The sequence below is a fragment of the Streptomyces sp. S063 genome (assembly GCF_002832675.1).
GTDB lineage: Bacteria > Actinomycetota > Actinomycetes > Streptomycetales > Streptomycetaceae > Streptomyces > Streptomyces sindenensis.
In genome coordinates this window covers 5,783,509-5,808,839 of sequence record NZ_CP021707.1, presented here as the reverse complement: position 1 = coordinate 5,808,839, position 25,331 = coordinate 5,783,509, and the positions used below count along the sequence as shown (strand labels likewise).

Annotated in this window: 21 protein-coding genes and 1 pseudogene; 5 read left to right on the top strand and 17 right to left on the bottom strand. The window is 72.7% G+C overall.

Going from position 1 to position 25,331, the window contains the following annotated elements; genetic code table 11:
- Positions 1-4: 4 nt before the first annotated feature.
- A complete protein-coding gene (locus CCZ36_RS26870) occupies positions 5-565 on the bottom strand; it encodes a dihydrofolate reductase family protein (protein ID WP_069739590.1) in 561 nt (186 codons plus the stop codon).
- Between the two features lie 171 nt (positions 566-736).
- Between CCZ36_RS26870 and CCZ36_RS26865 the strand changes: the two genes are divergently transcribed.
- Both CCZ36_RS26865 and CCZ36_RS26860 read left to right on the top strand, forming a co-directional pair.
- On the top strand, positions 737-1,372 hold the full coding sequence (locus CCZ36_RS26865) for an ArsR/SmtB family transcription factor (protein ID WP_069739589.1): 636 nt from the start codon (positions 737-739) through the stop codon (positions 1,370-1,372).
- Positions 1,369-2,685 (top strand): MFS transporter, encoded by a 1,317-nt coding sequence (locus CCZ36_RS26860; protein WP_128818741.1) that lies wholly within the window; start codon positions 1,369-1,371, stop codon positions 2,683-2,685. Before CCZ36_RS26865 ends, CCZ36_RS26860 begins: the two co-directional genes overlap by 4 nt.
- Here CCZ36_RS26860 and CCZ36_RS26855 read toward each other — a convergent pair whose 3' ends face one another.
- The 10 genes from CCZ36_RS26855 to rimP form a co-directional block, all read right to left on the bottom strand.
- Complete coding sequence (locus tag CCZ36_RS26855; RefSeq protein ID WP_128818740.1) at positions 2,686-3,816, bottom strand: XdhC family protein; 1,131 nt, start codon at positions 3,814-3,816, stop codon at positions 2,686-2,688.
- A 49-nt stretch (positions 3,817-3,865) separates the two neighbouring features.
- Positions 3,866-4,822, bottom strand: a complete 957-nt coding sequence (locus tag CCZ36_RS26850; RefSeq protein ID WP_079134362.1) for a bifunctional riboflavin kinase/FAD synthetase — start codon at positions 4,820-4,822, stop codon at positions 3,866-3,868.
- Between the two features lie 43 nt (positions 4,823-4,865).
- Positions 4,866-8,417 (bottom strand): trypsin-like peptidase domain-containing protein, encoded by a 3,552-nt coding sequence (locus CCZ36_RS26845; RefSeq protein ID WP_128818739.1) that lies wholly within the window; start codon positions 8,415-8,417, stop codon positions 4,866-4,868.
- A gap of 248 nt (positions 8,418-8,665) precedes the next feature.
- Complete coding sequence (gene truB, locus CCZ36_RS26840) at positions 8,666-9,565, bottom strand: tRNA pseudouridine(55) synthase TruB (RefSeq protein ID WP_069739584.1); 900 nt, start codon at positions 9,563-9,565, stop codon at positions 8,666-8,668.
- On the bottom strand, positions 9,562-10,044 hold the full coding sequence (gene rbfA / locus CCZ36_RS26835) for a 30S ribosome-binding factor RbfA (RefSeq protein ID WP_010061881.1): 483 nt from the start codon (positions 10,042-10,044) through the stop codon (positions 9,562-9,564). The genes truB and rbfA overlap by 4 nt, the downstream gene beginning before the upstream one ends.
- Positions 10,045-10,080: 36 nt before the next feature.
- The gene (locus CCZ36_RS26830) at positions 10,081-10,374 is read right to left on the bottom strand and encodes a DUF503 domain-containing protein (protein WP_003965881.1); all 294 of its coding nucleotides are present in this window, start codon (positions 10,372-10,374) and stop codon (positions 10,081-10,083) included.
- A 176-nt stretch (positions 10,375-10,550) separates the two neighbouring features.
- On the bottom strand, positions 10,551-13,649 hold the full coding sequence (gene infB / locus CCZ36_RS26825; RefSeq protein WP_128818738.1) for a translation initiation factor IF-2: 3,099 nt from the start codon (positions 13,647-13,649) through the stop codon (positions 10,551-10,553).
- A gap of 148 nt (positions 13,650-13,797) precedes the next feature.
- Positions 13,798-14,076: a YlxR family protein gene (locus CCZ36_RS26820; protein ID WP_006127967.1), complete on the bottom strand. Its 279-nt coding sequence runs from the start codon at positions 14,074-14,076 to the stop codon at positions 13,798-13,800.
- A 113-nt stretch (positions 14,077-14,189) separates the two neighbouring features.
- A complete protein-coding gene (gene nusA / locus CCZ36_RS26815) occupies positions 14,190-15,230 on the bottom strand; it encodes a transcription termination factor NusA (RefSeq protein ID WP_006127966.1) in 1,041 nt (346 codons plus the stop codon).
- A gap of 2 nt (positions 15,231-15,232) precedes the next feature.
- The gene (gene rimP / locus CCZ36_RS26810; protein ID WP_069739277.1) at positions 15,233-15,736 is read right to left on the bottom strand and encodes a ribosome maturation factor RimP; all 504 of its coding nucleotides are present in this window, start codon (positions 15,734-15,736) and stop codon (positions 15,233-15,235) included.
- A 176-nt stretch (positions 15,737-15,912) separates the two neighbouring features.
- Between rimP and CCZ36_RS26805 the strand changes: the two are divergent.
- The 3 genes and pseudogenes from CCZ36_RS26805 to CCZ36_RS26795 all read left to right on the top strand — a co-directional run bounded on the left by CCZ36_RS26805 (position 15,913) and on the right by CCZ36_RS26795 (position 17,952).
- A pseudogene (locus CCZ36_RS26805) lies at positions 15,913-16,469 on the top strand (hypothetical protein).
- The gene (locus tag CCZ36_RS26800) at positions 16,466-16,990 is read left to right on the top strand and encodes a ferritin-like domain-containing protein (RefSeq protein WP_128818737.1); all 525 of its coding nucleotides are present in this window, start codon (positions 16,466-16,468) and stop codon (positions 16,988-16,990) included. Before CCZ36_RS26805 ends, CCZ36_RS26800 begins: the two are co-directional and overlap by 4 nt.
- A gap of 32 nt (positions 16,991-17,022) precedes the next feature.
- Positions 17,023-17,952 (top strand): aminoglycoside phosphotransferase family protein, encoded by a 930-nt coding sequence (locus tag CCZ36_RS26795; RefSeq protein ID WP_128818736.1) that lies wholly within the window; start codon positions 17,023-17,025, stop codon positions 17,950-17,952.
- A gap of 69 nt (positions 17,953-18,021) precedes the next feature.
- Here the strand turns inward: CCZ36_RS26795 and CCZ36_RS26790 are convergent, their stop codons facing one another.
- The 6 genes from CCZ36_RS26790 to dxr all read right to left on the bottom strand — a co-directional run bounded on the left by CCZ36_RS26790 (position 18,022) and on the right by dxr (position 25,330).
- A complete protein-coding gene (locus CCZ36_RS26790; RefSeq protein ID WP_069739280.1) occupies positions 18,022-19,725 on the bottom strand; it encodes a proline--tRNA ligase in 1,704 nt (567 codons plus the stop codon).
- Between the two features lie 74 nt (positions 19,726-19,799).
- Positions 19,800-20,363, bottom strand: coding sequence for a GNAT family N-acetyltransferase (locus CCZ36_RS26785; protein ID WP_128818735.1), 564 nt, complete (start codon positions 20,361-20,363; stop codon positions 19,800-19,802).
- A gap of 47 nt (positions 20,364-20,410) precedes the next feature.
- Positions 20,411-21,256, bottom strand: a complete 846-nt coding sequence (locus CCZ36_RS26780; RefSeq protein WP_206515770.1) for a GNAT family N-acetyltransferase — start codon at positions 21,254-21,256, stop codon at positions 20,411-20,413.
- Positions 21,257-21,408: 152 nt separating this feature from the next.
- Positions 21,409-22,566: a flavodoxin-dependent (E)-4-hydroxy-3-methylbut-2-enyl-diphosphate synthase gene (ispG, locus tag CCZ36_RS26775; RefSeq protein WP_069739283.1), complete on the bottom strand. Its 1,158-nt coding sequence runs from the start codon at positions 22,564-22,566 to the stop codon at positions 21,409-21,411.
- 203 nt (positions 22,567-22,769) lie between these two features.
- On the bottom strand, positions 22,770-24,080 hold the full coding sequence (locus CCZ36_RS26770; RefSeq protein WP_128818734.1) for a M50 family metallopeptidase: 1,311 nt from the start codon (positions 24,078-24,080) through the stop codon (positions 22,770-22,772).
- The gene (gene dxr, locus CCZ36_RS26765) at positions 24,077-25,330 is read right to left on the bottom strand and encodes a 1-deoxy-D-xylulose-5-phosphate reductoisomerase (protein ID WP_069739285.1); all 1,254 of its coding nucleotides are present in this window, start codon (positions 25,328-25,330) and stop codon (positions 24,077-24,079) included. Before dxr ends, CCZ36_RS26770 begins: the two co-directional genes overlap by 4 nt.
- Position 25,331 lies beyond the last annotated feature (1 nt).

The window sequence follows — 25,331 nt, the reverse complement described above, 5'->3', positions numbered from 1 at the left end:
GCCCTCAGCGGGTCCGGTAGCGGGCGTAGATCAGCCCACTCGCGGCGAAGGCGCGCTCCTCGACCAGTTCGAGGTCGAGGCGCACGCCGTCGGGGAAGAACCGCTTGCCGCCGCCGACCACGCTCGTGGTGATGAACAGGTGGTACTCGTCCACCAGACCTGCCGCGATGGCCTGAGCCGCGAGGTTCGGGCCGTCGACGGTGAGGTCGGCGTCCGCCTCCTCCTTGAGCCGGCGCACCGCGCCCGGGTCGAAGGACCGCTCGATCCGGGTCCTCGCACTGGACACCGCGTCGAGCGTCGTGGAGTACACCACCTTCTCCGCGGCCTGCCAGTCGCGGGCGTACTGCGCGATGTGCGGCGGCTGACCGGGCTCGTCGAGCGCGGTCTCCCAGTAGACCATCGTCTCGTACATCCGCCGGCCGTAGAGGTAGGTGCCGACCGGCCGGAAGAGATCGTTGACAAAGGTGTGGACCTCCGGATCCTCGGCCCCGGTCCCGAGGCCGCCCTCCGCCGCCTCGGCATAGCCGTCGAGCGAGGTGATCATGGAGTAGATGAGCTTGGCCACGGCGTCTCCTTCCCTACGGACACACACCTCCGGCGGTCCCACCCATGATGACCGCCGCTCCCAGCGGAACTCATCGGCCGGCGGTTGTCGGCACCCCGCCACCACGAACCGCAAAGAATTCTTCGCGAAGAACTCTTTGCGAAGAACTCTTCGCGGTCTAGAGTCTGCCGCATGACAGACAACACCCCCCACCCTTCCGACGACCCGTCGCTGGACGAGGGATCGGTCGTCCTCGACGCCAAGGGGCTGCGCGCCATGGCGCATCCGGTCCGTGTGCGGCTGGTCGGGCTGCTGCGGAAGCACGGCCCGTCCACCGCCACCCGGCTCGCGGAGCGGCTGGGGGTGAACTCCGGAACGGCCAGCTACCACCTGCGTCAGCTCGGCGCCGCGGGCTTCGTCGAGGAGGACACGCAACGCGGCAACGCCCGCGAGCGCTGGTGGCGTTCGGTGCACCGGACGACCTGGTTCAACGACCCGGAGCTGGCCGAGCAGGAGCCGGAGGCCGCTCTCGCCTACCAGCAGTCCGTCGCCTCCATCTACGCCCTGCGCACCCAGCAGACGCTCAACGAGCTACAGACGATGCCCCGCGTCTGGCGGGACAGGTTCGACCTGAGCGACTGGGCGCTGCGACTCACGCCCGAGGAAACCACCGCGCTCTACCAGGAGTTGGGGGACGTCATCGGCCGCTACCGCCGGGACACCCCGGAGAACGCGGCGACCGCCCCGGCGGGCGCGGAGCGCGTCGGCGTCATCACCCACGTGCTGCCCGAGCTGAACACGCCCGCCCCCGAAGGGGAGGCACCGTGACGCAGGAAGGGCCTGCCATAGCGGGCGAGCGGTCCTTACGGCCGCTGGCCGGGGTGCTGGCCGCCGTCGCCGCTTCCGTGACCGGCACCCGGATCTCCCTGATCGCCCTCCCCTGGTTCGTCCTCGTCACCACGGGCAGCGCCACCCGGACCGGTCTGGTCGCCTTCTGCGAGATGGCGCCGTACGTCCTGGTCAAGGCGTTGTCCGGCCCGCTGGTGGACCGCATGGGCCCGCGGACCGTCTCCTGGACCACGGACCTGGCGAGCGCGGCCGCCGCCGCGGCGATCCCGCTGCTGCACACCCTGGACCTGCTCTCCTTCCCCGTCCTGCTGGGCCTGGTCGCGGTGATCGGAGCCGCGCGCGGTCCGGGTGACCTGGCGAAAGAGGTCATGGTCCCCGAGGCCGCCGAGCGAGCCGGAACACCCCTGGAGCGGGCCATGGGCCTGTCCGGCGTGATCGAGCGGCTCGCCTCCACCATCGGACCGGCGGCGGGCGGCGCCCTGGTGGCGCTGCTCGGCCCGATGACGGCTCTGGTCGTCAACGCGGGCTGCTTCGTCCTCGGTTCGGCGATCGTCGCCGTCGCGCTGCCGCGCGGCACGGGGCGGCCGGCCGTGGACCCCGCAGCACCGGCCGACGCCCAGGAACCGGGCTACTGGCGGCGGTTCGGCGAGGGCTTCACGTTCTTGCGCGGCGATCCGTTGCTGCTCGCCGTCATCGTCGTGGTCGGGATCACCAACCTGCTGGACGCGGCGCTGTCCACCCTGATGATCCCCGTCTGGGCCGGGGAGTCCGGGAAGGGCCCGGCGGCGATCGGCCTGATCAGCACGGTGATGGGAGCGGCCGCGGCGGGCGGGAGCCTCATCGCGGCGATGGCCGCCCACCGGCTGCCACGCAGAGCGGTGTTCCTCGTCGGGTTCCTCCTGGCCGGGGCCCCGAGGTTCCTGGTCCTAGCGGTGGACGCCCCCTTGGCCGTGGTGCTGGCCGTCTTCGCCGTCAGCGGGTTCGGGGCCGGGTTCATCAACCCCGTGCTGGGCGCCGTCCTCGTCGAGCGGGTGCCGCGCCGGATGCTGGGCCGGGTCAATGCCCTCGGGGACTCGCTGTCCTGGTCCGGCATCCCACTCGGCGGGCTGCTCGCCGGGGCGGCGGTGACGGCCGCCGGGCTGGCGCCGGTGCTGCTCGTCTGCGGGGCCGCGTACTTCCTCACCACGACCCTGGCCGGACTGCGGCCGGAGTGGCGGGCCATGGACCGCCCCCGCGAGGACGGCGTACCGCAGGAGGAGGAGACGCAGGACGGTGCGAAGGCGGTGCCCTGATCACCGGGCCCCGGCGGGCCCGCCCGGGTGGTGGATCGCCCCCGTCAGTTCACCGAGCGGCCGCCCCGTGCCGCCCCAGCGGTGCTGGATGATCTCGGCGGCGATGGAGACGGCCGTCTCCTCCGGCGTACGGGCTCCGAGGTCGAGGCCCACGGGGGAGGCGAGGCGGGCGAGCGCCGCCTCGTCCGCCCCGGCCTCGCGCAGCCGGTCGAGCCGGTCGTGGTGGGTGCGGCGGCTGCCCATCACACCGATGTACGCGGCGGGCGTGCGCAGGGCCGCGAGGAGCAGGGGTACGTCGAACTTCGGGTCGTGGGTGAGGACGCAGATCACCGTGCGGGCGTCGACCTCGGTGGACTCCAGGTAGGTGTGCGGCCAGGCGCGGACCACCTCGTCGGCCGTGGGGAAGCGTTCCCGGGTGGCGAAGGCGGGGCGGGCGTCGCAGACGGTGACCCGGTAGCCGAGGAACGAGCCGATGCGGGCGGTGGCGGCCGCGTGGTCGATCGCGCCGAAGACGAGCATGCGGGGCGGCGGGGCGTACGTCCGGATGAAGACGGACACCTCCTGCATCCGGCGCTGGCCGTGCGCCCCGTACCACTGGATCGCGGTATGGCCCTGGGCCAGCAGCCCGCGGGCGTCGTCGGTGACGGCCGCGTCGAGCCCTTCGGAGCCGAGCGTGCCGGTGGTGGGCCCGGCGCCGGAGGGGCGGACCACCAGGCGGTTCCCGGTCTCGGCCGCGCCGGAGAGGACGGTCGCCTCGGCCACCGGCCGGTCCGCGGCGATCAGGTCCAGCAGGGCGCCGAGATCCGCCAGCTCGGCCGCGGAGACGTAACCGCGTACCAGGACCTCGATCGTGCCGCCGCACGTCAGCCCGACGCCGAACGCCTCGTCGTCGCTGATCCCGTACGCCACCACGCGCGGCCCCGACCCGGCGAGGACCTCGCGGCCGACCTCGAACAGATCGCCCTCGACGCAGCCCCCGGAGACGCTGCCGACCACCGCGCCCGCCGCGTCGACGGCCATGACGGCGCCGGGGTCGCGGGGCGCGCTGCCGTGCACGGCGACGACGGTCGCCAGGGCGAGGGGGACGCCGTCGGCACACCGGGCACGGAGGTCGGGCAGGATGTCGCGCACCCTGCCAGCATCCGCCGTCCCGGGGCGGAACGCACGGCCGACCCGTGCGTCAGTGAGTGCGGTCGTACGCGGCGGTCAGCTCGCTGGAGCGCTTCACATCGGCGGCCATGGCGACCAGGAGCTCGTCGATCGAGTCGAACTTCAGCATGCCGCGGACGTACGCCAGGAAGTCGACGGCCACGTGCAGCCCGTACAGATCGAGGTCGACGCGGTCGATGGCGTACGCCTCCACCGTCCGCTCGGTGCCGTCGAACTGCGGGTTCGTGCCGACCGAGATCGCGGCGGGCATCGACTCGCCGTCCACCTCCAGCCAGCCGGCGTACACGCCGTCGGCGGGGATCGCGGTGTGCGGCAGGGTCTCGACGTTGGCCGTCGGGAAGCCCAGCTCCCGGCCGCGCTGCGCGCCGCGCACCACGATGCCCTCGACCCGGTGCGGGCGGCCCAGGATCTCGGCGGCCCCGGCGACATCGCCCTCGGCGATCAGGCGTCGGGTGAGCGTGGAGGAGAACGGCTGTCCGCCGCCCGCCTCGCCGGTGACGTACAGGTCGATGACTTCGACGGTGTAGTCGTAGGTGGCGCCCAGCTCGGTCAGCAGCGCGACGTCGCCCGCGGCCTTGTGGCCGAAGCGGAAGTTGGGGCCCTCGATGACGGCCTTGGCGTGAAGGCGGTCGACGAGGACCTTCGCGATGAAGTCGGCGGGCGACAGCTTCGAGAACTCGGTGGTGAACGGGAGGATCAGCACCGCGTCCACGCCCAGCTCCGCCATCAGCTCCGCGCGGCGGTGGTGCGGGGCGAGCAGCGGCGGGTGGCTGCCGGGGCGGACGACCTCGCTGGGGTGCGGGTCGAAGGTGACGACGACCGAGGGAAGGCCCAGCTCACGGGCGCGCTCGACGGCCCGGCCGATGATCAGCTGGTGTCCGCGGTGCACGCCGTCGTAGGAGCCGATGGTGACGACGCTGCGTCCCCAGTCCTGGGGGATGTCCTCCAAGCCACGCCAGCGCTGCACTGTGACCGCTCCTCGCCCGAACCTGTGTACGTGTGTATGTCGATTACGCAGGTCTAAGACTGCCATGCTCACGTCCCGCCGCCTGCATCGGCATCGGCATCGGCGGGCGTGATGTCTCCAACGCCTCCACCGTGCGCCGGGCGCTCGGGCCGACGACCGCGGCCCACTCCTCGGGGGCGTCGGCCAGCCAGCGGGTGACGAGGGCGGCGAAGCCGGGCACGTCGCGGGCGCACTCGACGAGGCCCCGGTCGAAGCGGGCGGCGCCTTCGGGGGTGCGGACCAGCAGCATGCCGGTGCGGTGGACGAGGGCGCGGGTGCGGATCTCGGGGCGGCGCTCCGAGCCCTGGGCCGCGGCCCGGAGCAGGGCTTCCAGGACGTCCGGGTCACGGCCGGTGGTCTGCTCGAACTCCAGCAGGACCTCCAGCAGCTCGGCGCGGAGCGGACGGGAGTCCGCGCTGCCGGGCCCGGCGAGGACGGCGGCGAGCGCGGCACGGACCGGGGGCGGCGCGGGGCGGTCCCTCAGCAGCCCGGTGACCAGGGGCAGCAGCAGGGCGCGGGCGGCCGGACCGTGCTCCAGGCGGAGGTCGACGTACTCGGCGGCGTGCGTGCCGTCGTCGGGGTGGGCGTCGATGTACTCCCGTACGAGTCCGGCGACGTGCAGCGCGAGCGCGGGCGTGTCGAGGCCGGCCAGGGCCCGCAGCACCGCTCCCCCACCGTCGCCGGGGTGGGCGAGGCGGGCGCGGAGGGCGGCGAGGACCGGCTCCTGGTGGGACGGGAACACCTCGGCGAGCAGCTCGACGGGCAGCCGGGGGTCTCCGGCTGCGAAGGCGCGCAGGGCGGCCGGGAGATGGCGGCCCCGGGCCTTCGGGTCGCGGACCAGGAGGGTGTGGGCGGCGGCGTGCAGGTCGGCGTCCTCGGGGCGCTCCAGCAGGATCTCGGCGGCGGAGCGCAGCAGGGCCCGGTCGCCCTCGGCGGTGACGCGCTGCTGGAGGAGTCCGGCGTAGCGGGCGGCGGCGGAGCGGCGGGCCGGGCGGTCCTCATCGCGGGCCCAGCGCTCGACGGCCCGGCAGAGCGCGGTGGGCTCGTCCTCCGCGAGGGCGGCGAGCAGCTCCCCGGCCCGGGTGTGCGGGGTGGCGATCAGCGCGTCGGTGAGGCCGTCGAGGTCCAGATCGCGGCGGGCGTACAGCAGGGCCTGTGCGGCGGTGGCGACGGTGGGGCGCAGGGGTACGTCCGGGGCGTCGGGGCCCACGATCAGCGGCCGTTCGTCGGTGAACCAGCGGCAGAGCAGCGGCTGGACGGCCGGGGCGTCGAGGGCGAGGCGGCGGGCGACCGCGTCCAGATAGCGTTCGTCGCCGTCGGTGCGGGGCAGCCCGTCGGCGGGCACCAGCCGGCGGAGCAGGTCGATCCGGTCCTCCTCGGGCAGCCGGAGCCGCCGCCAGAACCAGGGCCCGAACTCACCGTACGCCCCGAGGTCCCCGGGTCCTCCGGGGGCGGCGGAGCGGCGGGTGATGCGCCCGGCGAGGACCCGCAGGACGCCGAGGTACGGGCGGGCGTCGGGCACCCGCAGCAGGCTGCCGCACAGCAGGTGGGCCGCCCACCAGGCGGCGTCCTCGTCGCGCGGGCCCTCGTCGGTCCAGAGCCGGTCCAGCGCCTCGATGAGGTCGGCCATCCGGTGCGCGAGGGCGGCGGTGCCCTGGCGGCGGCCGAGGAGCACCATCGCCTGGATCACCGGCCCGATGCGGTGCCGGGGCACGGGCAGGCTGCGGGGTTCGCCGGAGTCGTGAGGGTGGGGGGTGCGGTCCGGGGTGCCGCTCCCCCGGTGCCAGCGGTGTACGAGGGAGCGCAGGGCCGCGTCCAGGTCGAGGTGGGCGCCCTGCACCCAGTCGCCGAGCTCCTCGTGGGCGAAGCGGTAGCCCGCCCCGGCGGGGACGAGGATGCCCTCGGTGAGCACGGCGGAGGCCCAGCCGGTGCGCCAGGGGAAGATCTCCTCGAACGCCGCCCGGTCCAGCTCGCCCTGGCCCGGGCCCAGACAGCGGCGGGCCGCCTCGTGGACCTGGCCCGCCACCCGGGCGGCCAGCCGGCGGACGGCCGCACCGCGGGGCTGCTCGTCGGCGGCGGCCGCGATCCGGACGGCGGCGCGCACGCACAGCAGGTCGAGGTGGGCGCCGAAGACGTCCTCGGTGTCGGGGCGACCCGGCACACCGGGCGGCAGGGCGGCGCGGACCTCGGCGAGGAGCCGCAGGGTCAGCGGGTGCCGGTCGTGGCCGGGGGCGAGCGCGGTGGGCGGGATGCCGTACGCCTCCTTGGCGCTCTCTGCCTGCTCGGGGGTGAGGTCGGCCAGCCGGAGGGCGGGCGGCAGCCGTCGGGCGGGGCGGCGCGGTCGGTGCAGGGCGTCCCTGGGCCAGAGGGCGCCCGCGGTCTCCCAGTGCTCGGGGCGGCAGGCGACGACGAGCCGGACGGTGTTGCCGCGGAGCCAGCCGAGGGTGCCGCGCGTCCAGTCGGCCAGCCGGTGGGCGAGCAGCGGCGGCATCTCCTCGGGGCCGTCGAGGACCACCAGGAGCGGGTGTCCGGCGTCGGCGGCGAGCTTGGCGACGCGCTCCGGGGTGGCCGTGCTCATGTCGCCGTGGGCGCCCGCCGCGGTGACGATCCGGGCGGAGCGGGTGAGGGTACGGCTCGCGGCGTCCGCGATCGAGACGTCCTCGGCCAGCAGGTCCGCGCCCCGCAGCCAGAGCGTGGGGGCGGGCGCGCCGCCGTCGGCGCGGCGGGCGGCGAGGGCGGCCAGCTCGGTGGTGCGGCCGGTGCCGGGTGCGCCGACGAGGCCGAGGACCAGTCCCGTACCGGCGGCGAAGGCGGCCAGCTCGGCGTGGACGTCCGCGCGCTCGACCGGTGCGGTACCGGCCTTGGGGCCGTCCGCGGAGCCGACGGAGGTGGCGGTGAGCTGGAGGGCCCCGGCGAGGTTGAGGTGAGGGCCGTAGGCGGGGGCGACGGCGGCGTTGCGGCGCAGCAGGGCGTCCAGGGTGTCGTCCGTGCCCCGGGTGATCGGGAGGGCGAGGCCGGCCGCCTCGTGCGGGGCCGTGAGGGTGGTGCACAGGATGCCGAGGACCGCACCGGTGGCCGGGTCCGTGACCGGTCCGCCGATGGCCGCGCCGCCGGAGCGCAGGGCGTCGCGCCCGTCGGTGCCGAGGGCCAGCTCCAGGGCGGCGGGGACCGGGTGGCCGACGCCGTCCGGTGCGGTGTAGGTGGCGGGGGTGGTGCCGAGCACGCGTGCCTCGCGCCGTCCGTGGGCGGCGATGTCCACATAGCCGCCGGGCTCGGCGCGGTCGCGTCCGGCGATGGGCAGCGGTTCGGCGTCGAGGGCGTCGGAGCCGCCGGTGCGCAGGAGGGCGAGGCCGAGGGCGGGCAGGGCGGTGATGTCGTCCGGGGCGACGGAGCAGGTGCGGCCGTCGGTGCCGTGCAGGAGGAGCGGCCCCGGGGAGGCGGCGGCCTGATGGGCGGTGACGACCGTGCCGCGCTCGTCCGCGACGAATCCCGTCCCTCGCGGCCGGCCGGCCTGATCGCAGATTTTTACCAGCTTCGACCGGTCCCCACTGCCCATGGTCCGACGGTAGGCCGCCGGTGATCGCCCGGATCGCGCGGACGAGGAAAGCGCCCCCCGCGCCCCCGCTGTTCACTCCGAGCGCCCGTCCAATGGGGTGAATAAGCGTGTCCTGCGGAGAGCAGGGATGGTGCCGGGGAGGGGAAAAGGGTGGAGCGGGCACCGATGGGGGGTGGTGCCCGCTCCACGACAAGCGGTTCGGCTCGTTCGCAGGAAGCAGTCGGTGCGCCCGGCGGACACGCTCCCGCTCAGGCGAAGACGGCGAGGCTCTTGGCCTTGCCCTTCTCCTCCTCGACGAGGACGAGGAACGCGCCGTCGGGCCCGAAGACCGCGACCGGCCCCGGCGGGTAGGCCGGCATGTCCAGCCGTACGCCGTTGAGGAGCAGTTTGGCGCGCCTCTCGTCGACGTCCCAGCGCGGGAAGGCCACGTTCGCCGCGTCGGCGACCGGCATCACGGTCAGCTCTTCCTGGTGCTGGTCCAGGGTGCGGGCCGCGTCCAGGCCGTACGGGCCGACCCGGGTGCGGCGCAGCGCGGTCAGGTGGCCGCCGACGCCGAGCCCGGCGCCGAGGTCGCGGGCCAGCGCCCGGATGTAGGTCCCCGAGGAGCAGACGACGGAGACGACCAGGTCGAGGACGGGGGTGCCGTCCTCGGCGACGGCCTCGCGGACGTCGTAGACGCGGAAGGAGGAGACGGTCACGGGGCGGGCCGGGATCTCGAACTCCTCGCCGCCGCGCACCCGCGCGTAGGACCGCTTGCCGTCGATCTTGATGGCGCTGACCTTGGACGGCACCTGCATGATCGCGCCGGTCAGCGCGGCGACCCCGGCGTCGATGCCCTCCCGGGTCACCCCGGAAGCGTCGGTGGACGAGGTGATCTCACCCTCGGCGTCGTCGGTGATCGTGTCCTGGCCGAGCCGGATCGTGCCGAGATACTCCTTCTCGGTCAGGGCGAGGTGGCCCAGGAGCTTGGTGGCCCGCTGGACGCCGAGCACCAGGACCCCGGTCGCCATCGGGTCCAGCGTGCCGGCGTGGCCGACGCGTCGCGTACGGGCGATGCCGCGCATCTTGGCGACGACGTCGTGCGAAGTGAAGCCGGACGGCTTGTCGACGATGACAAGGCCGTCCGGCGTGATGGTCTGCTCGGTCATGCGGAGGCGGGGCCCTCGTTCTTGTCGGTCGAGCCGGGGGTGTCCGCCTCGTCGTCCTCGTCCTCGGGCTTGCGGTACGGGTCGGCCTCACCGGCGTACGTCGCTCCGGTGGAGACCTGGCGCACCTCCGCGTCCTTGGCCCGCGCCTTGTCGAGGAGGTCCTCGATGGTGCGGGCGTTGTCCGGGAGGGCGTCCGGCACGAAGGCCAGGGTCGGCGTGAACCGGACCCCGGTCTGCCGGCCCACCTCGGAGCGCAGCACGCCCTTGGCACTCTCCAGCGCGGCCGCGGAGGCCGCGCGCTCCTCGTCGTCGCCGTAGACCGTGTAGAAGACCGTGGCCTCCCGCAGGTCGCCGGTGACCCGGGCGTCCGTGATCGTCACGAATCCCAGCCGCGGATCCTTGATTCGCCGGTCCAGGGTCTCCGCGACCACGACCTGGATGCGATCGGCCAGCTTGCGGGCCCGCGCGTTGTCGGTCACCGGTCCGTCACTCTTCCTTCTGATTTCGCTCGACTGTCAGTCTTCGTCACTGTGCAGCCGCCGTCTGACCGACAGCAGCTCCACCTCGGGGCGTCCCGCGACCAGCCGCTCGCAGCGGTCCAGCACGTCCGTGAGGTGTCCGGTGTCACCGGAGACCACGGCAAGGCCGATCTCGGCCCTGCGGTGGAGATTCTGCCCGCCGGTCTCGGCCACGCTCACCGCGAACTTCCGTTGGAGTTCGGCGACGATCGGGCGGACGACGGAACGCTTCTCCTTCAACGACCGTACGTCGCCGAGGAGCAGATCGAAGGACAGGGTCCCCACATACATGTGTGTCCGGATGTCCCGCCGGTTCGGGTTCGTGCCCCGCCAGAGCTTGCCGGGGACATCAGAACCGTACCGGAACGGCCGGAGCCGATCGACGGAAATACGACCCGTCGACCGGCCCCGACCTGGTGGTGAGGTTCCGCGAGTCGACTCGCGGAACCTCACCGACTACGTGCGGATCAGCCTCGCGGCTTCTCGCGCATCTCGTACGTCGCGATGACGTCGTCGATCTTGATGTCGTTGAAGTTTCCGAGGTTGATACCGCCCTCGAAGCCTTCGCGGATCTCGGTGACGTCGTCCTTGAAGCGGCGCAGACCGGAGATGTTGAGGTTCTCCGCGATGACCTTGCCATCGCGCAGCAGGCGCGCCTTGGTGTTGCGCTTGACCTCGCCGGAGCGGACCAGCACACCGGCGATGTTGCCCAGCTTGGACGAGCGGAAGATCTCGCGGATCTCCGCCGTGCCGAGCTCGACCTCTTCGTACTCCGGCTTGAGCATGCCCTTGAGGGCCGCTTCGATCTCTTCGATCGCCTGGTAGATGACCGAGTAGTACCGGACGTCCACGCCTTCGCGCTCGGCCATCTGCTCGGCACGCCCCGCGGCGCGCACGTTGAAGCCGATCACGATGGCGTCGGAACCCGTCGCCAGGTTGATGTCCGACTCGGTGACCGCACCCACACCGCGGTGCAGGACCCGGATGTCGACCTCTTCACCGACGTCGAGCTGGAGCAGCGAGGACTCGAGAGCCTCCACCGAACCGGACGCGTCGCCCTTGATGATGAGGTTGAGTTCCTGGACCAGACCGGCCTTGAGCGCCTCGTCCAGGTTCTCCAGGGAGAACCGGACGCCCTTGCGGGCGAAGTTGGCGTTGCGCTCGCGGGCGGCACGCTTCTCGGCGATCTGACGGGCCGTACGGTCCTCGTCGACGACCAGGAAGTTGTCGCCGGCGCCCGGGACGTTGGTGAGACCGAGCACCAGGACGGGGGTCGAGGGACCCGCTTCCTGCACGTTCTGACCGTTGTCGTCGAGCATGGCGCGGACCCGGCCGTAGGCGTCGCCCACGACCATCGTGTCGCCGATGCGCAGCGTTCCGCGCTGGACCAGGACGGTCGAGACGGCACCGCGACCGCGGTCGAGGTGGGACTCGATCGCAATACCCTGCGCGTCCTGGTTCGGGTTGGCCCGCAGGTCGAGCGAGGCGTCGGCGGTGAGGACGACGGCCTCCAGGAGCGCCTCGATGTTGAGGCCCTGCTTGGCGGAGATGTCGACGAACATGGTGTCGCCGCCGTACTCCTCGGCCACCAGACCGAACTCGGTGAGCTGACCGCGCACCTTGGTCGGGTCGGCGCCCTCGACGTCGATCTTGTTGACCGCGACCACGATCGGCACCTCGGCCGCCTTGGCGTGGTTCAGCGCCTCGATCGTCTGGGGCATCACACCGTCGTTGGCCGCCACCACGAGGATCGCGATGTCGGTCGACTTCGCACCACGGGCACGCATGGCGGTGAACGCCTCGTGACCCGGGGTGTCGATGAAGGTGATCTTGCGCTCTTCGTCGTTGACGTCGGTCGTGACCTGGTAGGCACCGATGTGCTGGGTGATGCCACCGGCCTCGCCCGCGACCACGTTGGTCTTGCGGATCGCGTCGAGGAGTCGGGTCTTACCGTGGTCGACGTGACCCATGACGGTCACGACCGGCGGACGGGAGACCAGGGCCTCTTCGCCGCCCTCGTCCTCGCCGAACTCGATGTCGAAGGACTCGAGCAGCTCGCGGTCCTCCTCCTCGGGGCTGACGATCTCCAGGACGTAGTTCATCTCCTCGGCGAGAAGCCGGAGCGTCTCGTCGGAAACGGACTGCGTGGCGGTGACCATCTCGCCGAGGTTCATCATCACGGCGACGAGCGACGCCGGGTTGGCGTTGATCTTCTCCGCGAAGTCGGTGAGCGAGGCGCCGCGCGACAGCCGGACGGCCTGTCCGTTGCCGCGGGGCAGCATGACGCCGCCGACCGACGGGGCCTGCATGGCCTCGTACTCCTGGCGCCTCTGCCGCTTCGACTTACGGCCACGACGCGCGGGACCGCCGGGACGGCCGAACGCACCCTGCGTGCCACCGCGGCCACCGGGACCACCCGGACGGCCACCGAAGCCGGGACGACCGCCGAAGCCGCCGCCACCACCGGGACGACCGGCACCGCCGCCGCCACCGGGACCGGCCGGACGGCCGGCGAAGCCGCCACCGCCGCCGCCACCGGGACGACCGGCGAAGCCGCCGCCACCGGGACGACCGCCACCGCCACCGGGACGACCGCCACCGCCGGGACCACGGCCACCGCCGCCGGGACCGGGGCGCGGGCCGGCAGCGGGACGCTGCGGCATCATGCCCGGGTTGGGGCGGTTACCGGCGGGACCGCCGCCGGGACGCGGAGCCTGCGGACGGGGCATGCCGCCCGGAGTGGGACGGGCACCGCCCTGACCCTGACCGCCCTGGGGGCGCGGGGCGCCGCCGGGGCCGCCCTGCGGACGCGGGGCGCCGGGGCGCTCCTGACCGCCGCCGGGGCGCGGGGCACCGCCGGGACGGGGCGCCGAGGGGCGCGCCATGCCGGTGGAGCCGCCGGAGGTGAAGGGGTTGTTGCCCGGACGGGGACCGGCCGGACGAGCGCCGCCGGGGCGCGGGGCGCCCTGGCCGGCGGGACGAGCGGGGCGGTCGCCGCCACGCTCGCCGCCACGGCCGCCGTCACGCTGGCCACCGTCGCGCTGACCGCCGGCCGGAGCCGGACGGGCGGGCGTGGGACGGGGGCCCGGCGTGGCGCCGGTGGGGCGCGGGGCCTGCGGGGCAGCCGGGCGCTCGGGCGCCGGAGCCGAGAACTCAGCGGCCGGGACCGGGGTCACCGGGGCCGCCTTCGGCGCGGGCTTCGGGCCCGGACGGGGGCCCGCCGACGGCGCGGAGGGCGCTGCCGGGGTGCTGCTGGGGGCCTCGGCGGCGGCCGGCTTGGGGGCCGGGGCGCCGGGCTTCGGGGCAGCGGGACGTGCCGCAGCGGCCGGGGAGGGCGCTGCGGGCTTCGCGGGCGTCGCCTTACGGGGCACGCCAGGCTTGGCAGCGGGCTTGCCGGCGTTGCCGCCGGGCCCCTGCAGTGCGTCGGTCAATTTGCGCACAACCGGCGCCTCGATCGTCGAGGACGCCGAACGGACGAATTCACCGAGTTCTTGGAGCTTGGCCATGACGACCTTGCTCTCGACGCCGAACTCCTTGGCGAGTTCGTATACCCGGACCTTAGCCACTTCGCTCCTTTTAGGTCCGGGTTACCGCCGGACCGTCGCTACTTCATGGGCGTACTCATCGCGTACTCATCGAGTGCTCATCGCAATCTCGACCTACTTCCAACTCGCGAGGTACCTGACCGCACGGGGTCCCGTGCCGTTCACTTTCTTACGGTGTCACCCGTTCGACGAACCGCGTGAGTGCCGCGGTGTCGAACGGCCCCTTGGCCTTGAAGGCCCGGGGGAACGCCCGGCGGCGAACCGCCAGGTCGAGACAGACAGAGGTGGGGTGCACATAAGCACCCCGGCCGGGCAGCGTACCGCGTGGATCAGGGGCGCAGGCGCCCTCGTCCACCACGATGCGCAGCAGCTCGCTCTTGGTCACTCGCTCCCGGCATCCCACACAGGTTCGCTCGGGGCAAGCGCGGGCTTGCGTCCGGCCAGACACGGTTAAGTCTACCTCCCCGTACCGACCTCACCCCTTGGGGGCAAAAATCGAACGGATGTTGTCGTGATCTCAGCGGCGTGCGTCCAAGATCTATTCCCTGGAGCGGCTCCGGGTCAACGCCTTTCCGAGCGCTCCCGGGCCCGCTCGGCCCGCTCGCGGTCGGCGTTCTCCCGCTCCTCGTCCGTCTCGGTGTCCGGCCGGATGTCGATCCGCCAGCCGGTGAGGCGGGCGGCGAGGCGGGCGTTCTGCCCCTCCTTGCCGATCGCCAGCGACAGCTGGTAGTCCGGCACGGTGACCCGGGCGGACCGGGCGCCGAGGTCGACGACCTCGACCTTGCTCACGCGGGCGGGCGAGAGCGCGTTGGCGACCATCTCGGCCGGGTCGTCGGACCAGTCCACGATGTCGATCTTCTCGCCGTGCAGCTCGGCCATGACATTGCGCACCCGGCTGCCCATCGGGCCGATGCAGGCGCCCTTGGGGTTCAGGCCGGCCCGGGTGGAGCGTACGGCGATCTTGGTGCGGTGACCGGCCTCGCGGGCGATGGCCTCGATGACCACCGAGCCGTCCGCGATCTCCGGGACCTCCAGCGCGAAGAGCTTCTTCACCAGGTTGGGGTGGGTGCGCGAGAGCGTCACCGACGGGCCGCGGACGCCCTTGGCGACCCGGACGACGTACGTACGCAGGCGCAGGCCGTGGGTGTACTCCTCGCCCGGCACCTGCTCCTGCACCGGAAGGATGGCTTCCAGCTTCCCGATGTCGACCAGGACGTTCTTGGGGTCCTTGCCCTGCTGGACGACGCCCGTGACGACATCGCCCTCGTGTCCGGCGTACTCGCCGAAGGTCTTGTCGTCCTCGGCGTCGCGCAGCCGCTGCAGGATGACCTGCTTGGCGGTGGTCGCGGCGATACGGCCGAATCCGGAGGGGGTGTCGTCGAACTCCTTGGGCTCCTGGCCCTCTTCGAGGTCGGCCGGGTCCTCCTTGGCCCACACGGTGACGTGGCCGTTCTCGTCGAGCTTCACGCGCGCGCGGCGATAGCTGCCGTCGGTGCGGTGGTACGCGATGAGGAGGGCCGACTCGATCGCCCCGACGAGCACGTCGAAGGGGATCTCCTTGTCCTGCGCCAAGCCCTTCAGAAGCTTCACATCGATGTCCACGGCTACGCCTCCTCTTCCTTCTTGTCCTTGCGGTTGAATTCGATCTCCACGCGCGCCTTGGCGATCTCGTCGAAGGCGAGGCGGCGGGCGGTGGGCTTGCGGCCCTTGACTCCGGGCACTTCGAGGTCGAGCCCGTCCTCGTCGACGGCGAGGATGCGGGCGACCAGCTCGCCGGAGCCGTCGCCGGTCAGGTGGAACCTGGCCAGCCGGCCGATGGCGCGTACGTAGTGGCGGTGCTCGGTCAGCGGGCGGTCCGCGCCGGGGGAGCTGACTTCGAGGACGTACTCGCCCTCGCCCATCACGTCGGTCTCGTCCAGCTTCTGCGAGATCGCGCGGCTCAGCTCCGCACAGGCGTCCAGCTCGACGCCTTCCTCGGAGTCCACGATGACCCGCAGCACTCCTCGGCGGCCGGCCCGGGACACCTCGATCTCCTCGAGGTCCAGCTGCTGCGCGCTGACGAGCGGTTCCAGCAGCCCGCGCAGCCTCTCGCTCTGGGTGGTGCTCATCCGGGTGACTCCTCGGCCGCGTGTGCTGTTGTGGGGATCGTCGTGCGTCAGGTCAAAGGGTATCCGGTCGTCAGGGGTGTTGCCGTCCGCCTGCCGCTCGGCCGCGGGTACGCTCGCCTGCGGTGATCACATCAGGACAGATCCTGTCAGGACCGGTCCAGGCCCGAAGGAGAAACGTGCGGCGCACGGGGACGACGCGCAGGGGGGCGCTCATCGCGACGGGAGCCCTCGCCCTGGGTGCGGTGCTGACCGGCTGCGGGGGCGACGACGAAGGAGCCGGGGGAAGAAGCCCGCGCACTCCGGTGCGCGGCCCTCCACCGCGAAGGCCGAGAAGGCGCTGCGCGAGAAGGCGGTGCGCGACGGCGCCGTCCTGCTCGCCCAGTACGACCTGGTGGCCGAGGCGCATCCGGCCACGGCGGCGGGGCTCGTACCTCTGCGGGCGGCCGTGGCCGAGCACGGGAAGGCATTGGCGCCGCCGCGCGTGGAGGGCGAGCCGGGGAAGAGCGCGCCGCAGGGCGACGAGGCTCCGCCGGCGCCCCCCGGGCCGGTCTCGGCCGACCCGAAGGCCGCGGTGCGGGAGCTGGCCGTCGCCGAGCGGCGCCGGGCCGACGGGTACGGCGAGGCCCTGCTGAGCGCCGGACCCGAGCTGGCCCGGCTGCTGGCCTCGGTGGCGGCGGCCGCGGCGGCGCACGCGTATCTGCTGACCGAACTGGCCGAGGAGACAGCCGTATGAGCATCCGTTCGACCCGGCGGTCCGATGACGACTCCGACGCCGGCTCCCCCGAGCTGGCCGCCGTCCAGGCCGCCCTGGCCGCCGAGCACGCCGCGGTGTACGGGTACGGCGTGCTGGGCGGCCGTCTCGACGGCAAGCAGGGCGCCGAGGCCCGGGCGGCGCACGACGCGCACCGGGCCCGCCGGGACGCGCTGGCGCGCACGGCGCGGGACCTGGGCGGGCGTCCGGTGGCCGCGAACGCGGCGTACGCCCTGCCGTTCGCCGTGCCGGACGGGCGGGCCGCGGTGCGGCTCGCCGCGGTCCTGGAGGACCGGATCGCGGGCGCCTACGCCGATCTCGTCCGGGCCACCGAGGGCGCGCGGCGCAAGGACGCCGCGGGCGCGCTGCGGGAGGCCGCGGTGCGGTCGGCCCGGTGGCGGGGCGGCAACGTAGCCTTTCCGGGGCTCGCCGAGCGGGCCGCCGGTGCGGATCCGGCCGCGACGGGCCCGGTGAAGGCCGCGGGCGCGGACAAAACGCGCTGAACCGAAGGCTCCGGAAAGGGAACACACGACGTATGGGTTGCGAACCGCCGCAGCGCCTGGTGCGCGCGCTCGGTGAGATGTACGGGGACGCCGCGGCGGCCGACTGGCTGGCCGGGCTCCCCGCGCTGACCGAACGGGCGCTCACCGCCGGGGACGGCCTGACCGTGGAGCGGGTGGCCGCCCCCGGTGGGCGCAGCTCCCTGGTGGTCCTGGTGCGGCGGGCCGACGGGACCCCGGCCGCCCTGAAGATCGCCCCGCCGGTCGCCGCGCCGGAGCTGGAACGGGTGGCGCTGGAGCACTGGAACGGCTGGGGCGCGGTGAAGCCGCTGAACGTCCCGGGGCCGGCCGGGGAAGTGCTCGACGCGTCCGGGGCGGTGCTGCTGGAACGGCTGCACCCCGAGGTCTCCCTGCGCTCGCTGCCCGAGGCGAAGGCCCTGCTGGAGGCGGCGGGCACGCTGCGCCGGCTGTGGGTGGAGCCGCCCGCCGGGCACGTCTTCGAGACGGTGGCCGGGCGGACCGAACGGCAGAGCGCCGGGATGCGGGCCGCCGCCGAGGCCGACCCGGAGTCGGCGCCCCTGGTGGAGGCCGCGCTCGCGGCCCGGGCGGAGCTGGTCGAGGGGGAGCCCGAACTCCTTCTGCTGCACGGCAACTTCCGGCAGAGCAAGGTGCTGTCCGGGGAGCGGGCGCCGTGGCTGACCGTGGGCCCCGAGCCGCTGGTGGGCGAGCGCGCCTATGACCTGGCGCGGCTGGTGCGGGACCGGGCGGAGGATTTGGTCGCCTCCCCCGGCGGCCCTGCGACGGCGCGGCGGCGGGTCAAGAAGCTGGCGGAGTCGCTGGAGGTGGACCAGACGCGGCTGCACGGCTGGACGCTGTTCCGGGCGGTCGAGTCGGGGACCCGTGCGCTGGCCGAGGGGCGGCGTCAGATGGGCGAGGTGAACCTGGAGTTCGCGGGCTGGCTGTGAGCCGTGGACGTACGAGGAGGGCCCCCGCGCAGGCTGCGCGGGGGCCCTCCTCGTGGGCGGTGTGCGGGATCAGGCCAGGTCCGCCGTCAGGCGGGCGATCGCCTCGTCGACGGTCAGTTCCTCACGCTCGCCGGTGCGGCGGTCCTTCAGCTCCAGGACGCCGTCGGCGGAGCGACGCCCCGCGACCAGGATCTTCGGCACGCCGATCAGCTCGGAGTCGGTGAACTTCACGCCGGGCGAGACGCCGGGGCGGTCGTCGACGAGGACGCGCAGGCCCGCCGCGTTGAGCTTCTCCGAGACGTCGAGGGCGAGCTCGGTCTGGAGGGCCTTGCCCGCGGCGACGACGTGGACGTCGGCCGGGGCGATCTCGCGGGGCCAGCACAGGCCCTTGTCGTCGGCGGTCTGCTCGGTGAGGGCGGCCACGGCGCGGGAGACGCCGATGCCGTACGAGCCCATCGTGACGCGGACGGGCTTGCCCTGCTGGCCGAGGACGTCGAGCTGGAAGGTGTCGGCGTACTTGCGGCCGAGCTGGAAGATGTGGCCGATCTCGATGGCGCGGTCCAGGGTGAGTCCGGTGCCGCACTTCGGGCAGGGGTCGCCCTCCTCGACCACGACGACGTCGAGGTACTGGTCGACCTCGAAGTCACGGCCCGCGACGACGTTCCTCGCGTGCTTGCCCTCCTTGTTGGCGCCGGTGATCCAGGAGGTGCCGGGGGCGACGCGGGGGTCGGCGAGGTAGCGGACCTTCTCCAGGCCCTGGGGGCCGACGTAACCGCGTACGAGGTCGTCACGGCCGACGAAGTCCTCGGCGGTGACCAGCTCGACGACGGCGGGGGCCAGGTGCTCTCCCAGCTTGCCGAGGTCGACCTCGCGGTGTCCGGGGACGCCGACGGCGACGATCTCGCCGTCCACCTTGACCAGCAGGTTCTTCAGGGTGGCGGAGGCGGGGACGCCCAGGTGCTCGGCGAGGGTCTCGATGGTCGGGGTGTCGGGGGTGTCCAGCTCCTCGACCGCGCCGTGCGCCGAGCCGTCGACCGGGGCGAGCGCGAAGGTCACGGCCTCGGTGTTGGCGGCGTAGTCGCAGTTCGGGCAGTCGGCGAAGGTGTCCTCACCGGCGGCGGCGGGAGCGAGGAACTCCTCGGAGGCGGAGCCGCCCATCGCGCCGGAGACGGCGGAGACGATGCGGTGGTCCAGGCCGAGCCGCTCGAAGATCTTGATGTACGCGGCCCGGTGCAGGGCGTAGGAGTGCGCGAGGCCCTCGTCGGTGGTGTCGAAGCTGTACGAGTCCTTCATCTGGAACTCGCGGCCGCGGAGCACACCCGAGCGGGGGCGCGCCTCGTCGCGGTACTTCGTCTGGATCTGGTAGAGCATCACCGGCAGGTCCTTGTAGGACGTGCACTGGTCCTTGACGGTCTGGGTGAAGATCTCCTCGTGGGTCGGGCCGAGGAGGTAGTCGCCGCCCTTGCGGTCCTTGAGGCGGAAGAGCAGGTCGCCGTACTCCTCCCAGCGCCCGGACGCCTCGTAGGGCTCCTTGGGCAGCAGGGCGGGGAGCAGGACCTCCTGGGCGCCGATGGCGTCCATCTCCTCGCGGACGACGCCTGAGATGTTGTCCAGGACCTTCTTGCCGAGCGGCAGCCAGGTCCAGATGCCGGCCGCGTTGCGGCGTACGTATCCGGCGCGGACCAGCAGCTTGTGGCTGAGCGTCTCGGCGTCCGCCGGGTCGTCGCGCAGTGTCTTGATCATCAATCGGGACATGCGCTGGACCTGGGCCATGGTGAACTCCTGCTCGCGAAAGTGGTGAGCCCGAGGTTAACCGGGCGGCGCGGGCGGGCGGAAATCCATAAGGCCTAGCGCAGCAGCGGAAGGGGCGCTCCCATGACGGCGTACGGCTGCGGAGCGCTCGGGAAGACGACCTGGCGGGCCAGGTCGCGGTAGCCGAGGGAGCGGTACAGGGCGCGGGCCGGGCTGTCCTTGTCGATCGCCGAGAGGATCGACCGGGGGTGGTCGACGGCGTCGGTGATGGCGGTGATCAGGGTGCGGCCGATACCGCGCTGCTGGTGGTCGGGGTGGACGTGGAGTTCGATGATGACGAAGGAGTCGTCGAGCCAGCCGTCGGTTCCGGTGGCCCGCAGATAGGGCTCGACGACGGTGGACCACCACTGGGCGCGGTCGTTGGGCAGCCCGTAGACGAATCCGACGAGCCGTCCGTCGGGGGTGGTGGCGCCGAGCGCCCGGGCACGGGGGTGTTCCAGGTGCCTGAGGACGATGTGGCGGCGTACGTCGATCTCGTCCTGGCTGAGCCCGAAGGCCGCCGCCTGGACGTGCAGGGCTTCGTCGACGCGGGCGGCGAGGTCGACGGGGCCGATCTCGGCGTCGGGTGCTGCGGGGCCTTCCGCGGGGGCTGCTGCCATGCGGGAACCCTACTGGCCGGGGCGGGCGCCCGGGAAAGCGCGGCGGTTCAGAACAGGACGCTCATGAACGCGCCGACCTCGCGGAAGCCGACGCGCTGGTAGGCCTTGCGGGCGGGGGTGTTGTAGTCGTTCACGTACAGGCTGACGACGGGGGCGACGTCGGCCAGGGCGTAGCGCAGGACGGCGGCCATGCCCGTTTCGGAGAGGCCCTTCCCCCGGTGTTCGGGGGCGACCCAGACGCCCTGGATCTGGCAGGCCTGGGGGGTGGCCGCGCCGATCTCCGCCTTGAAGACGACCTTGCCGTCGTCGATGCGGGCGAAGGAGCGGCCGGTGCTGATGAGTTCGGCGACCCGGGCCTGGTAGAGGAGGCCGCCGTCGCCGGCGAGCGGGGAGATGCCGACCTCCTCGGTGAACATGGCGACGCAGGCCGGCATCAGGACCTCCATCTCGTCCTTGCGGATGCGGCGGACGAGCGGGTCGGGGGTGACGTCGGCGGCCGCGCTCTCGGTGACCATGAGGGGCTGGTTGGCGCGGACCTCGCGGGCGGGTCCCCAGCTGGGTTCGAGGAGCCGCCACAGCTGGGTGGTGGGTTCGGCGGGGCCGACGATGGAGGAGCAGCGGCGGCCGGCTCTGCGGGCCCGGTCGGCGAAGGCGCGGACGGCTTCGGGTCCGGCGCAGATGGGGACGAGGTTGGCTCCGGAGTAGCACAGGGAGCGGAGCATTCCGTCGGCGTACCAGCCCCACATCTCGCCGCCGAGGCGCCAGGGGTCGAGCCCCGCGACCTGCACGCGGGAGGTCACGAAGGCGTTGGCGACGGGCTCGCTCTCGAGAATGGCGAGTGCGGCGCCGAGGTCGCTGGGTTCGAGGACCCGGGTGGTGGTCTGCGTCAACACGAGGGGGCCTCACCATACGGTCTGCTGATTTCCGCACTGTAACCGACAAACCCGTCGAACACCGCTCGAGTCCGGGAGACGGTCTCGGCGGACGCAGCCGCCCCGCCGGGCACGAAGCCCGGCGGGGCGGTGATCATGCGGAAAGCCGCGGGTCAGACGCCGATGGAGACCTGGGGTTCGCCGGACGCGATGCCGTCCTGCTCCATCTGCTCGGCGATCTTCATGGCCTCTTCGATGAGGGTCTCGACGATCTTCGACTCGGGGACGGTCTTGATGACCTCGCCCTTCACGAAGATCTGGCCCTTGCCGTTGCCGGAGGCGACGCCGAGGTCGGCCTCGCGGGCCTCGCCGGGGCCGTTGACGACGCAGCCCATGACCGCCACGCGCAGCGGGACCTCCATGCCCTCCAGGCCGGCGCTGACCTGGTCGGCGAGCTTGTACACGTCGACCTGGGCGCGGCCGCAGGACGGGCAGGAGACGATCTCCAGACGGCGCTGCTTGAGGTTCAGCGCCTCCAGGATCTGCAGGCCGACCTTGACCTCCTCGGCCGGCGGGGCCGAGAGGGAGACGCGGATGGTGTCGCCGATGCCCTCCGAGAGCAGGGCGCCGAACGCGACGGCCGACTTGATGGTGCCCTGGAACGCCGGTCCGGCCTCGGTGACGCCGAGGTGCAGCGGGTAGTCGCTCTGGGCGGCGAGCTGACGGTAGGCGTTGACCATGACGACCGGGTCGTTGTGCTTGACCGAGATCTTGATGTCGCCGAAGCCGTGCTCCTCGAAGAGGGACGCCTCCCACAGGGCCGACTCGACGAGGGCCTCAGGGGTGGCCTTGCCGTACTTCTTCAGGAGCCGCGCGTCCAGGGAGCCGGCGTTGACGCCGATACGGATCGGGGTGCGGGTCTCGGAGGCCGCCTTGGCGATCTCCTTGACCTTGTCGTCGAACTGCTTGATGTTGCCCGGGTTGACCCGGACGGCCGCGCAGCCGGCGTCGATCGCGGCGAAGACGTACTTCGGCTGGAAGTGGATGTCGGCGATCACCGGGATCTGCGACTTCTTCGCGATGGTGGCGAGCGCGTCGGCGTCGTCCTGCGTCGGGCAGGCGACCCGGACGATCTGGCAGCCGGACGCCGTCAGCTCGGCGATCTGCTGGAGCGTGGCGCCGATGTCCGACGTACGGGTCGTCGTCATCGACTGCACGGAAACGGGTGCGTCGCCGCCGACCGCGACCGTGCCGACCTGGATCTGTCGGCTGACCCTGCGGTCGGCGAGCTTGGTCGGAACGGCCGGCATTCCGAGAGAAATCGCAGTCATGCGCTGTGCATCCCCAAGGTGTGGATCAAGGTCCCGAGATCGGCGGGCTCCAGGCTTCGAGGTTACGGCACCGGAGCCCCGGAGGACGCACCCGTGTCGACATGTCCACCCCTCGGTGACCGGCCGGACACAACGCGTGTGCCCGGCCGGCACCTGGGGGACAGCGGGGGTGGACGGGGTGCGAGACACCCCCCGGGGGACGGTCAGCTGATCTTCACCGGGTTCACGATGTCGGCCACCAGGACCAACAGCGTGAAGCAGATGAAGAGTCCGGCGACCACATAGGCGACCGGCATCAGCCGCGCCACGTCGAACGGGCCCGGGTCGGGGCGCCGGAAGACCTTGGCCAGATTGCGCCGCAGGGACTCCCACAGCGCGCCCGCGATGTGCCCGCCGTCCAGCGGGAGCAGCGGAAGCATGTTGAACAGGAACAGCGAGAGGTTGAAGCCCGCGAGCAGGAACAGCATCATCGCGACCTGGTTCTGCGCCGGGATGTCGAGGTTCATCACCTCGCCGCCGATCCGGGCCGCGCCCACCACGCCGACCGGCGAGTCGTCGGCCCGTTCGCCGTCGCTGAAGGCGGCGTCCCAGAGGGCGGGGATCTTGGAGGGCAGGGCGATGATGGAGTCGACGCCGTTCTCGATCATGTCGCCCATACGGACGACGGAGTCGCCGAAGGAGAGCGGCACGATCTCGGTCTTCGCGGCGAAGCCGAGGTAGCCCGCCTCGACGAACTTCTTCGGGATGACCTCGCCGTTGCCGTCCTTCTTGGCGACGTCGTTCTTGAGCAGGACGGCGTTGAGCGTGACTTCCTCGCCATCGCGTTCGACGACGATGGTGGCCGGGCCGATCGTCTCGCGGATGCGGTCCGAGAGCGTCGCCCAGTCGTCGACCTTCGTGCCGGCGAAGGCGACGATCTTGTCCCCCTCGCGGAGCCCGGCCTTCTTGGCCGGCGAGACGCGGTCCTTCGGCTCGCACTTCTGGCGGTTCTCGCTCTGCGCGATCACGCACTTCTGGACGCCGCCGACCTCGGTGGTCTGGGTCTGGAAGCCGAAGGTCATCGCGACGCCCATGAAGATGGCGACCGCGAGGACCAGGTTCATGAAAGGGCCGGCGAACATCACGATGACGCGCTTCCACGGCTTGCGCGTGTAGAAGAGGCGCTTCTCGTCGCCCGGCTCCAGTTCCTCGAAGGCGGCGGAGCGGGCGTCCTCGATCATGCCGCGCCACGGTGAGGTGGAGCGGGCTTCGAGGCGGCCGTCGGGGCCCGGCGGGAACATCCCGATCATGCGGATGTAGCCGCCGGCCGGGATGGCCTTGATGCCGTACTCGGTGTCGCCCCTCTTCCTCGACCAGAGCGTCGGGCCGAAGCCGACCATGTACTGCGGGACCCGGATGCCGAACATCTTGGCCGTGGAGAGGTGGCCCAGCTCGTGCCAGGCGATCGAGAAGAGCAGGCCCACGACGAAGACGGCGATGCCCAGGACCGTCAGCAGGATCGAGGTCAGACTCATGCGTGCGCCTCCGCTGTCGCTTTCGCCGAGAGTTCCCGGGCCCGTGCGCGGGCCCAGGTTTCCGCTTCGAGGACGTCCGCGACGCTGAGCGAGGTTCCCGGGGCGGGGGTGCCGTGTTCGGACACCACAGCCGTGACCGTATCCATGATTCCGTTGAAGGGCAGCTGTCCGGCGAGGAACGCGTCGACGCATTCCTCGTTGGCCGCGTTGAACACGGCGGGCGCGGTGCCGCCGAGCCCGCCGACGTGCCGGGCGAGACCGACGGACGGGAAGGCCTCGGTGTCGAGCGGGAAGAACTCCCAGGTGGAGGCCTTGGACCAGTCGAAGGCGGGGGCCGCGTCCGGAACCCGTTGGGGCCAGCCGAGGCCGATGGCGATGGGGCCGCCCATGTCCGGCGGGGTGGCCTGGGCGAGCGTGGAGCCGTCGCTGAATTCCACCATCGAGTGCACGTAGGACTGCGGGTGGACCACGACCTCGATCCGGTCGAACGGGATGTCGTAGAGGAGATGCGCCTCGATGACCTCAAGTCCCTTGTTGACCAGGGTCGCGGAGTTGATGGTGATGACCGGTCCCATGGCCCAGGTCGGGTGGGCGAGCGCCTGCTCGCGGGTGACGTCGGCCAGCTCCTCGCGCGTACGGCCCCGGAAGGGTCCGCCGGAGGCGGTGACGACGAGTTTGCGGACGTCGGCGCGGGTGCCGGCGGCCAGCGCCTGGAAGAGCGCGGCGTGCTCGGAGTCGACCGGGATGATCTGGCCGGGGGCGGCGAGCTCCTTCACCAGCGGGCCGCCGACGATCAGCGACTCCTTGTTGGCGAGGGCGAGCGTGCGGCCCGCCTTCAGCGCGGCGAGGGTCGGGGCGAGCCCGATGGAGCCGGTGATGCCGTTGAGCACGGTGTGGCAGTCACTCGCGGCGAGGGTGGTGGCCGCGTCGGGTCCGGCGAGGATCTCGGGGAGCGGCTCGCCGGCCCCGTACTGGTCCCGCAGCGCCTCGCGCAGGGCGGGGACCGCGTCCTCGGCGGCGACGGCCACCGTGTTCACGCGCAGCCGGCGGGCCTGCTCGGCCAGCAGGGCGACCCGGCCGCCGGCGGCCGAGAGCGCCGTGACCCGGAAGCGGTCGGGGTTGCGCAGGACCAGGTCGATGGCCTGAGTGCCGATGGACCCGGTGGAGCCGAGGATCACGAGATCCCGGCGGCCGTCCGCGGCGTCGAAGAGGAGATGCGGATCGGCGAGGGGGGCGGGGCTGTCGCTCATG

Excerpts from the sequence above, each read along its gene's own strand:
- ispG (WP_069739283.1), bottom strand. The coding sequence starts at position 22,566 with ATGACTGCGATTTCTCTCGGAATGCCGGCCGTTCCGACCAAGCTCGCC.
- CCZ36_RS26790 (WP_069739280.1), bottom strand. The coding sequence starts at position 19,725 with ATGGCCCAGGTCCAGCGCATGTCCCGATTGATGATCAAGACACTGCGC.
- truB (WP_069739584.1), bottom strand. The coding sequence starts at position 9,565 with ATGACCGAGCAGACCATCACGCCGGACGGCCTTGTCATCGTCGACAAG.
- CCZ36_RS26865 (WP_069739589.1), top strand. The coding sequence starts at position 737 with ATGACAGACAACACCCCCCACCCTTCCGACGACCCGTCGCTGGACGAG.
- CCZ36_RS26845 (WP_128818739.1), bottom strand. The coding sequence starts at position 8,417 with ATGGGCAGTGGGGACCGGTCGAAGCTGGTAAAAATCTGCGATCAGGCC.
- CCZ36_RS26795 (WP_128818736.1), top strand. The coding sequence starts at position 17,023 with ATGGGTTGCGAACCGCCGCAGCGCCTGGTGCGCGCGCTCGGTGAGATG.
- CCZ36_RS26770 (WP_128818734.1), bottom strand. The coding sequence starts at position 24,080 with ATGAGTCTGACCTCGATCCTGCTGACGGTCCTGGGCATCGCCGTCTTC.
- CCZ36_RS26830 (WP_003965881.1), bottom strand. The coding sequence starts at position 10,374 with ATGTATGTGGGGACCCTGTCCTTCGATCTGCTCCTCGGCGACGTACGG.
- CCZ36_RS26800 (WP_128818737.1), top strand. The coding sequence starts at position 16,466 with ATGAGCATCCGTTCGACCCGGCGGTCCGATGACGACTCCGACGCCGGC.
- rimP (WP_069739277.1), bottom strand. The coding sequence starts at position 15,736 with ATGAGCACCACCCAGAGCGAGAGGCTGCGCGGGCTGCTGGAACCGCTC.
- CCZ36_RS26785 (WP_128818735.1), bottom strand. The coding sequence starts at position 20,363 with ATGGCAGCAGCCCCCGCGGAAGGCCCCGCAGCACCCGACGCCGAGATC.
- dxr (WP_069739285.1), bottom strand. The coding sequence starts at position 25,330 with ATGAGCGACAGCCCCGCCCCCCTCGCCGATCCGCATCTCCTCTTCGAC.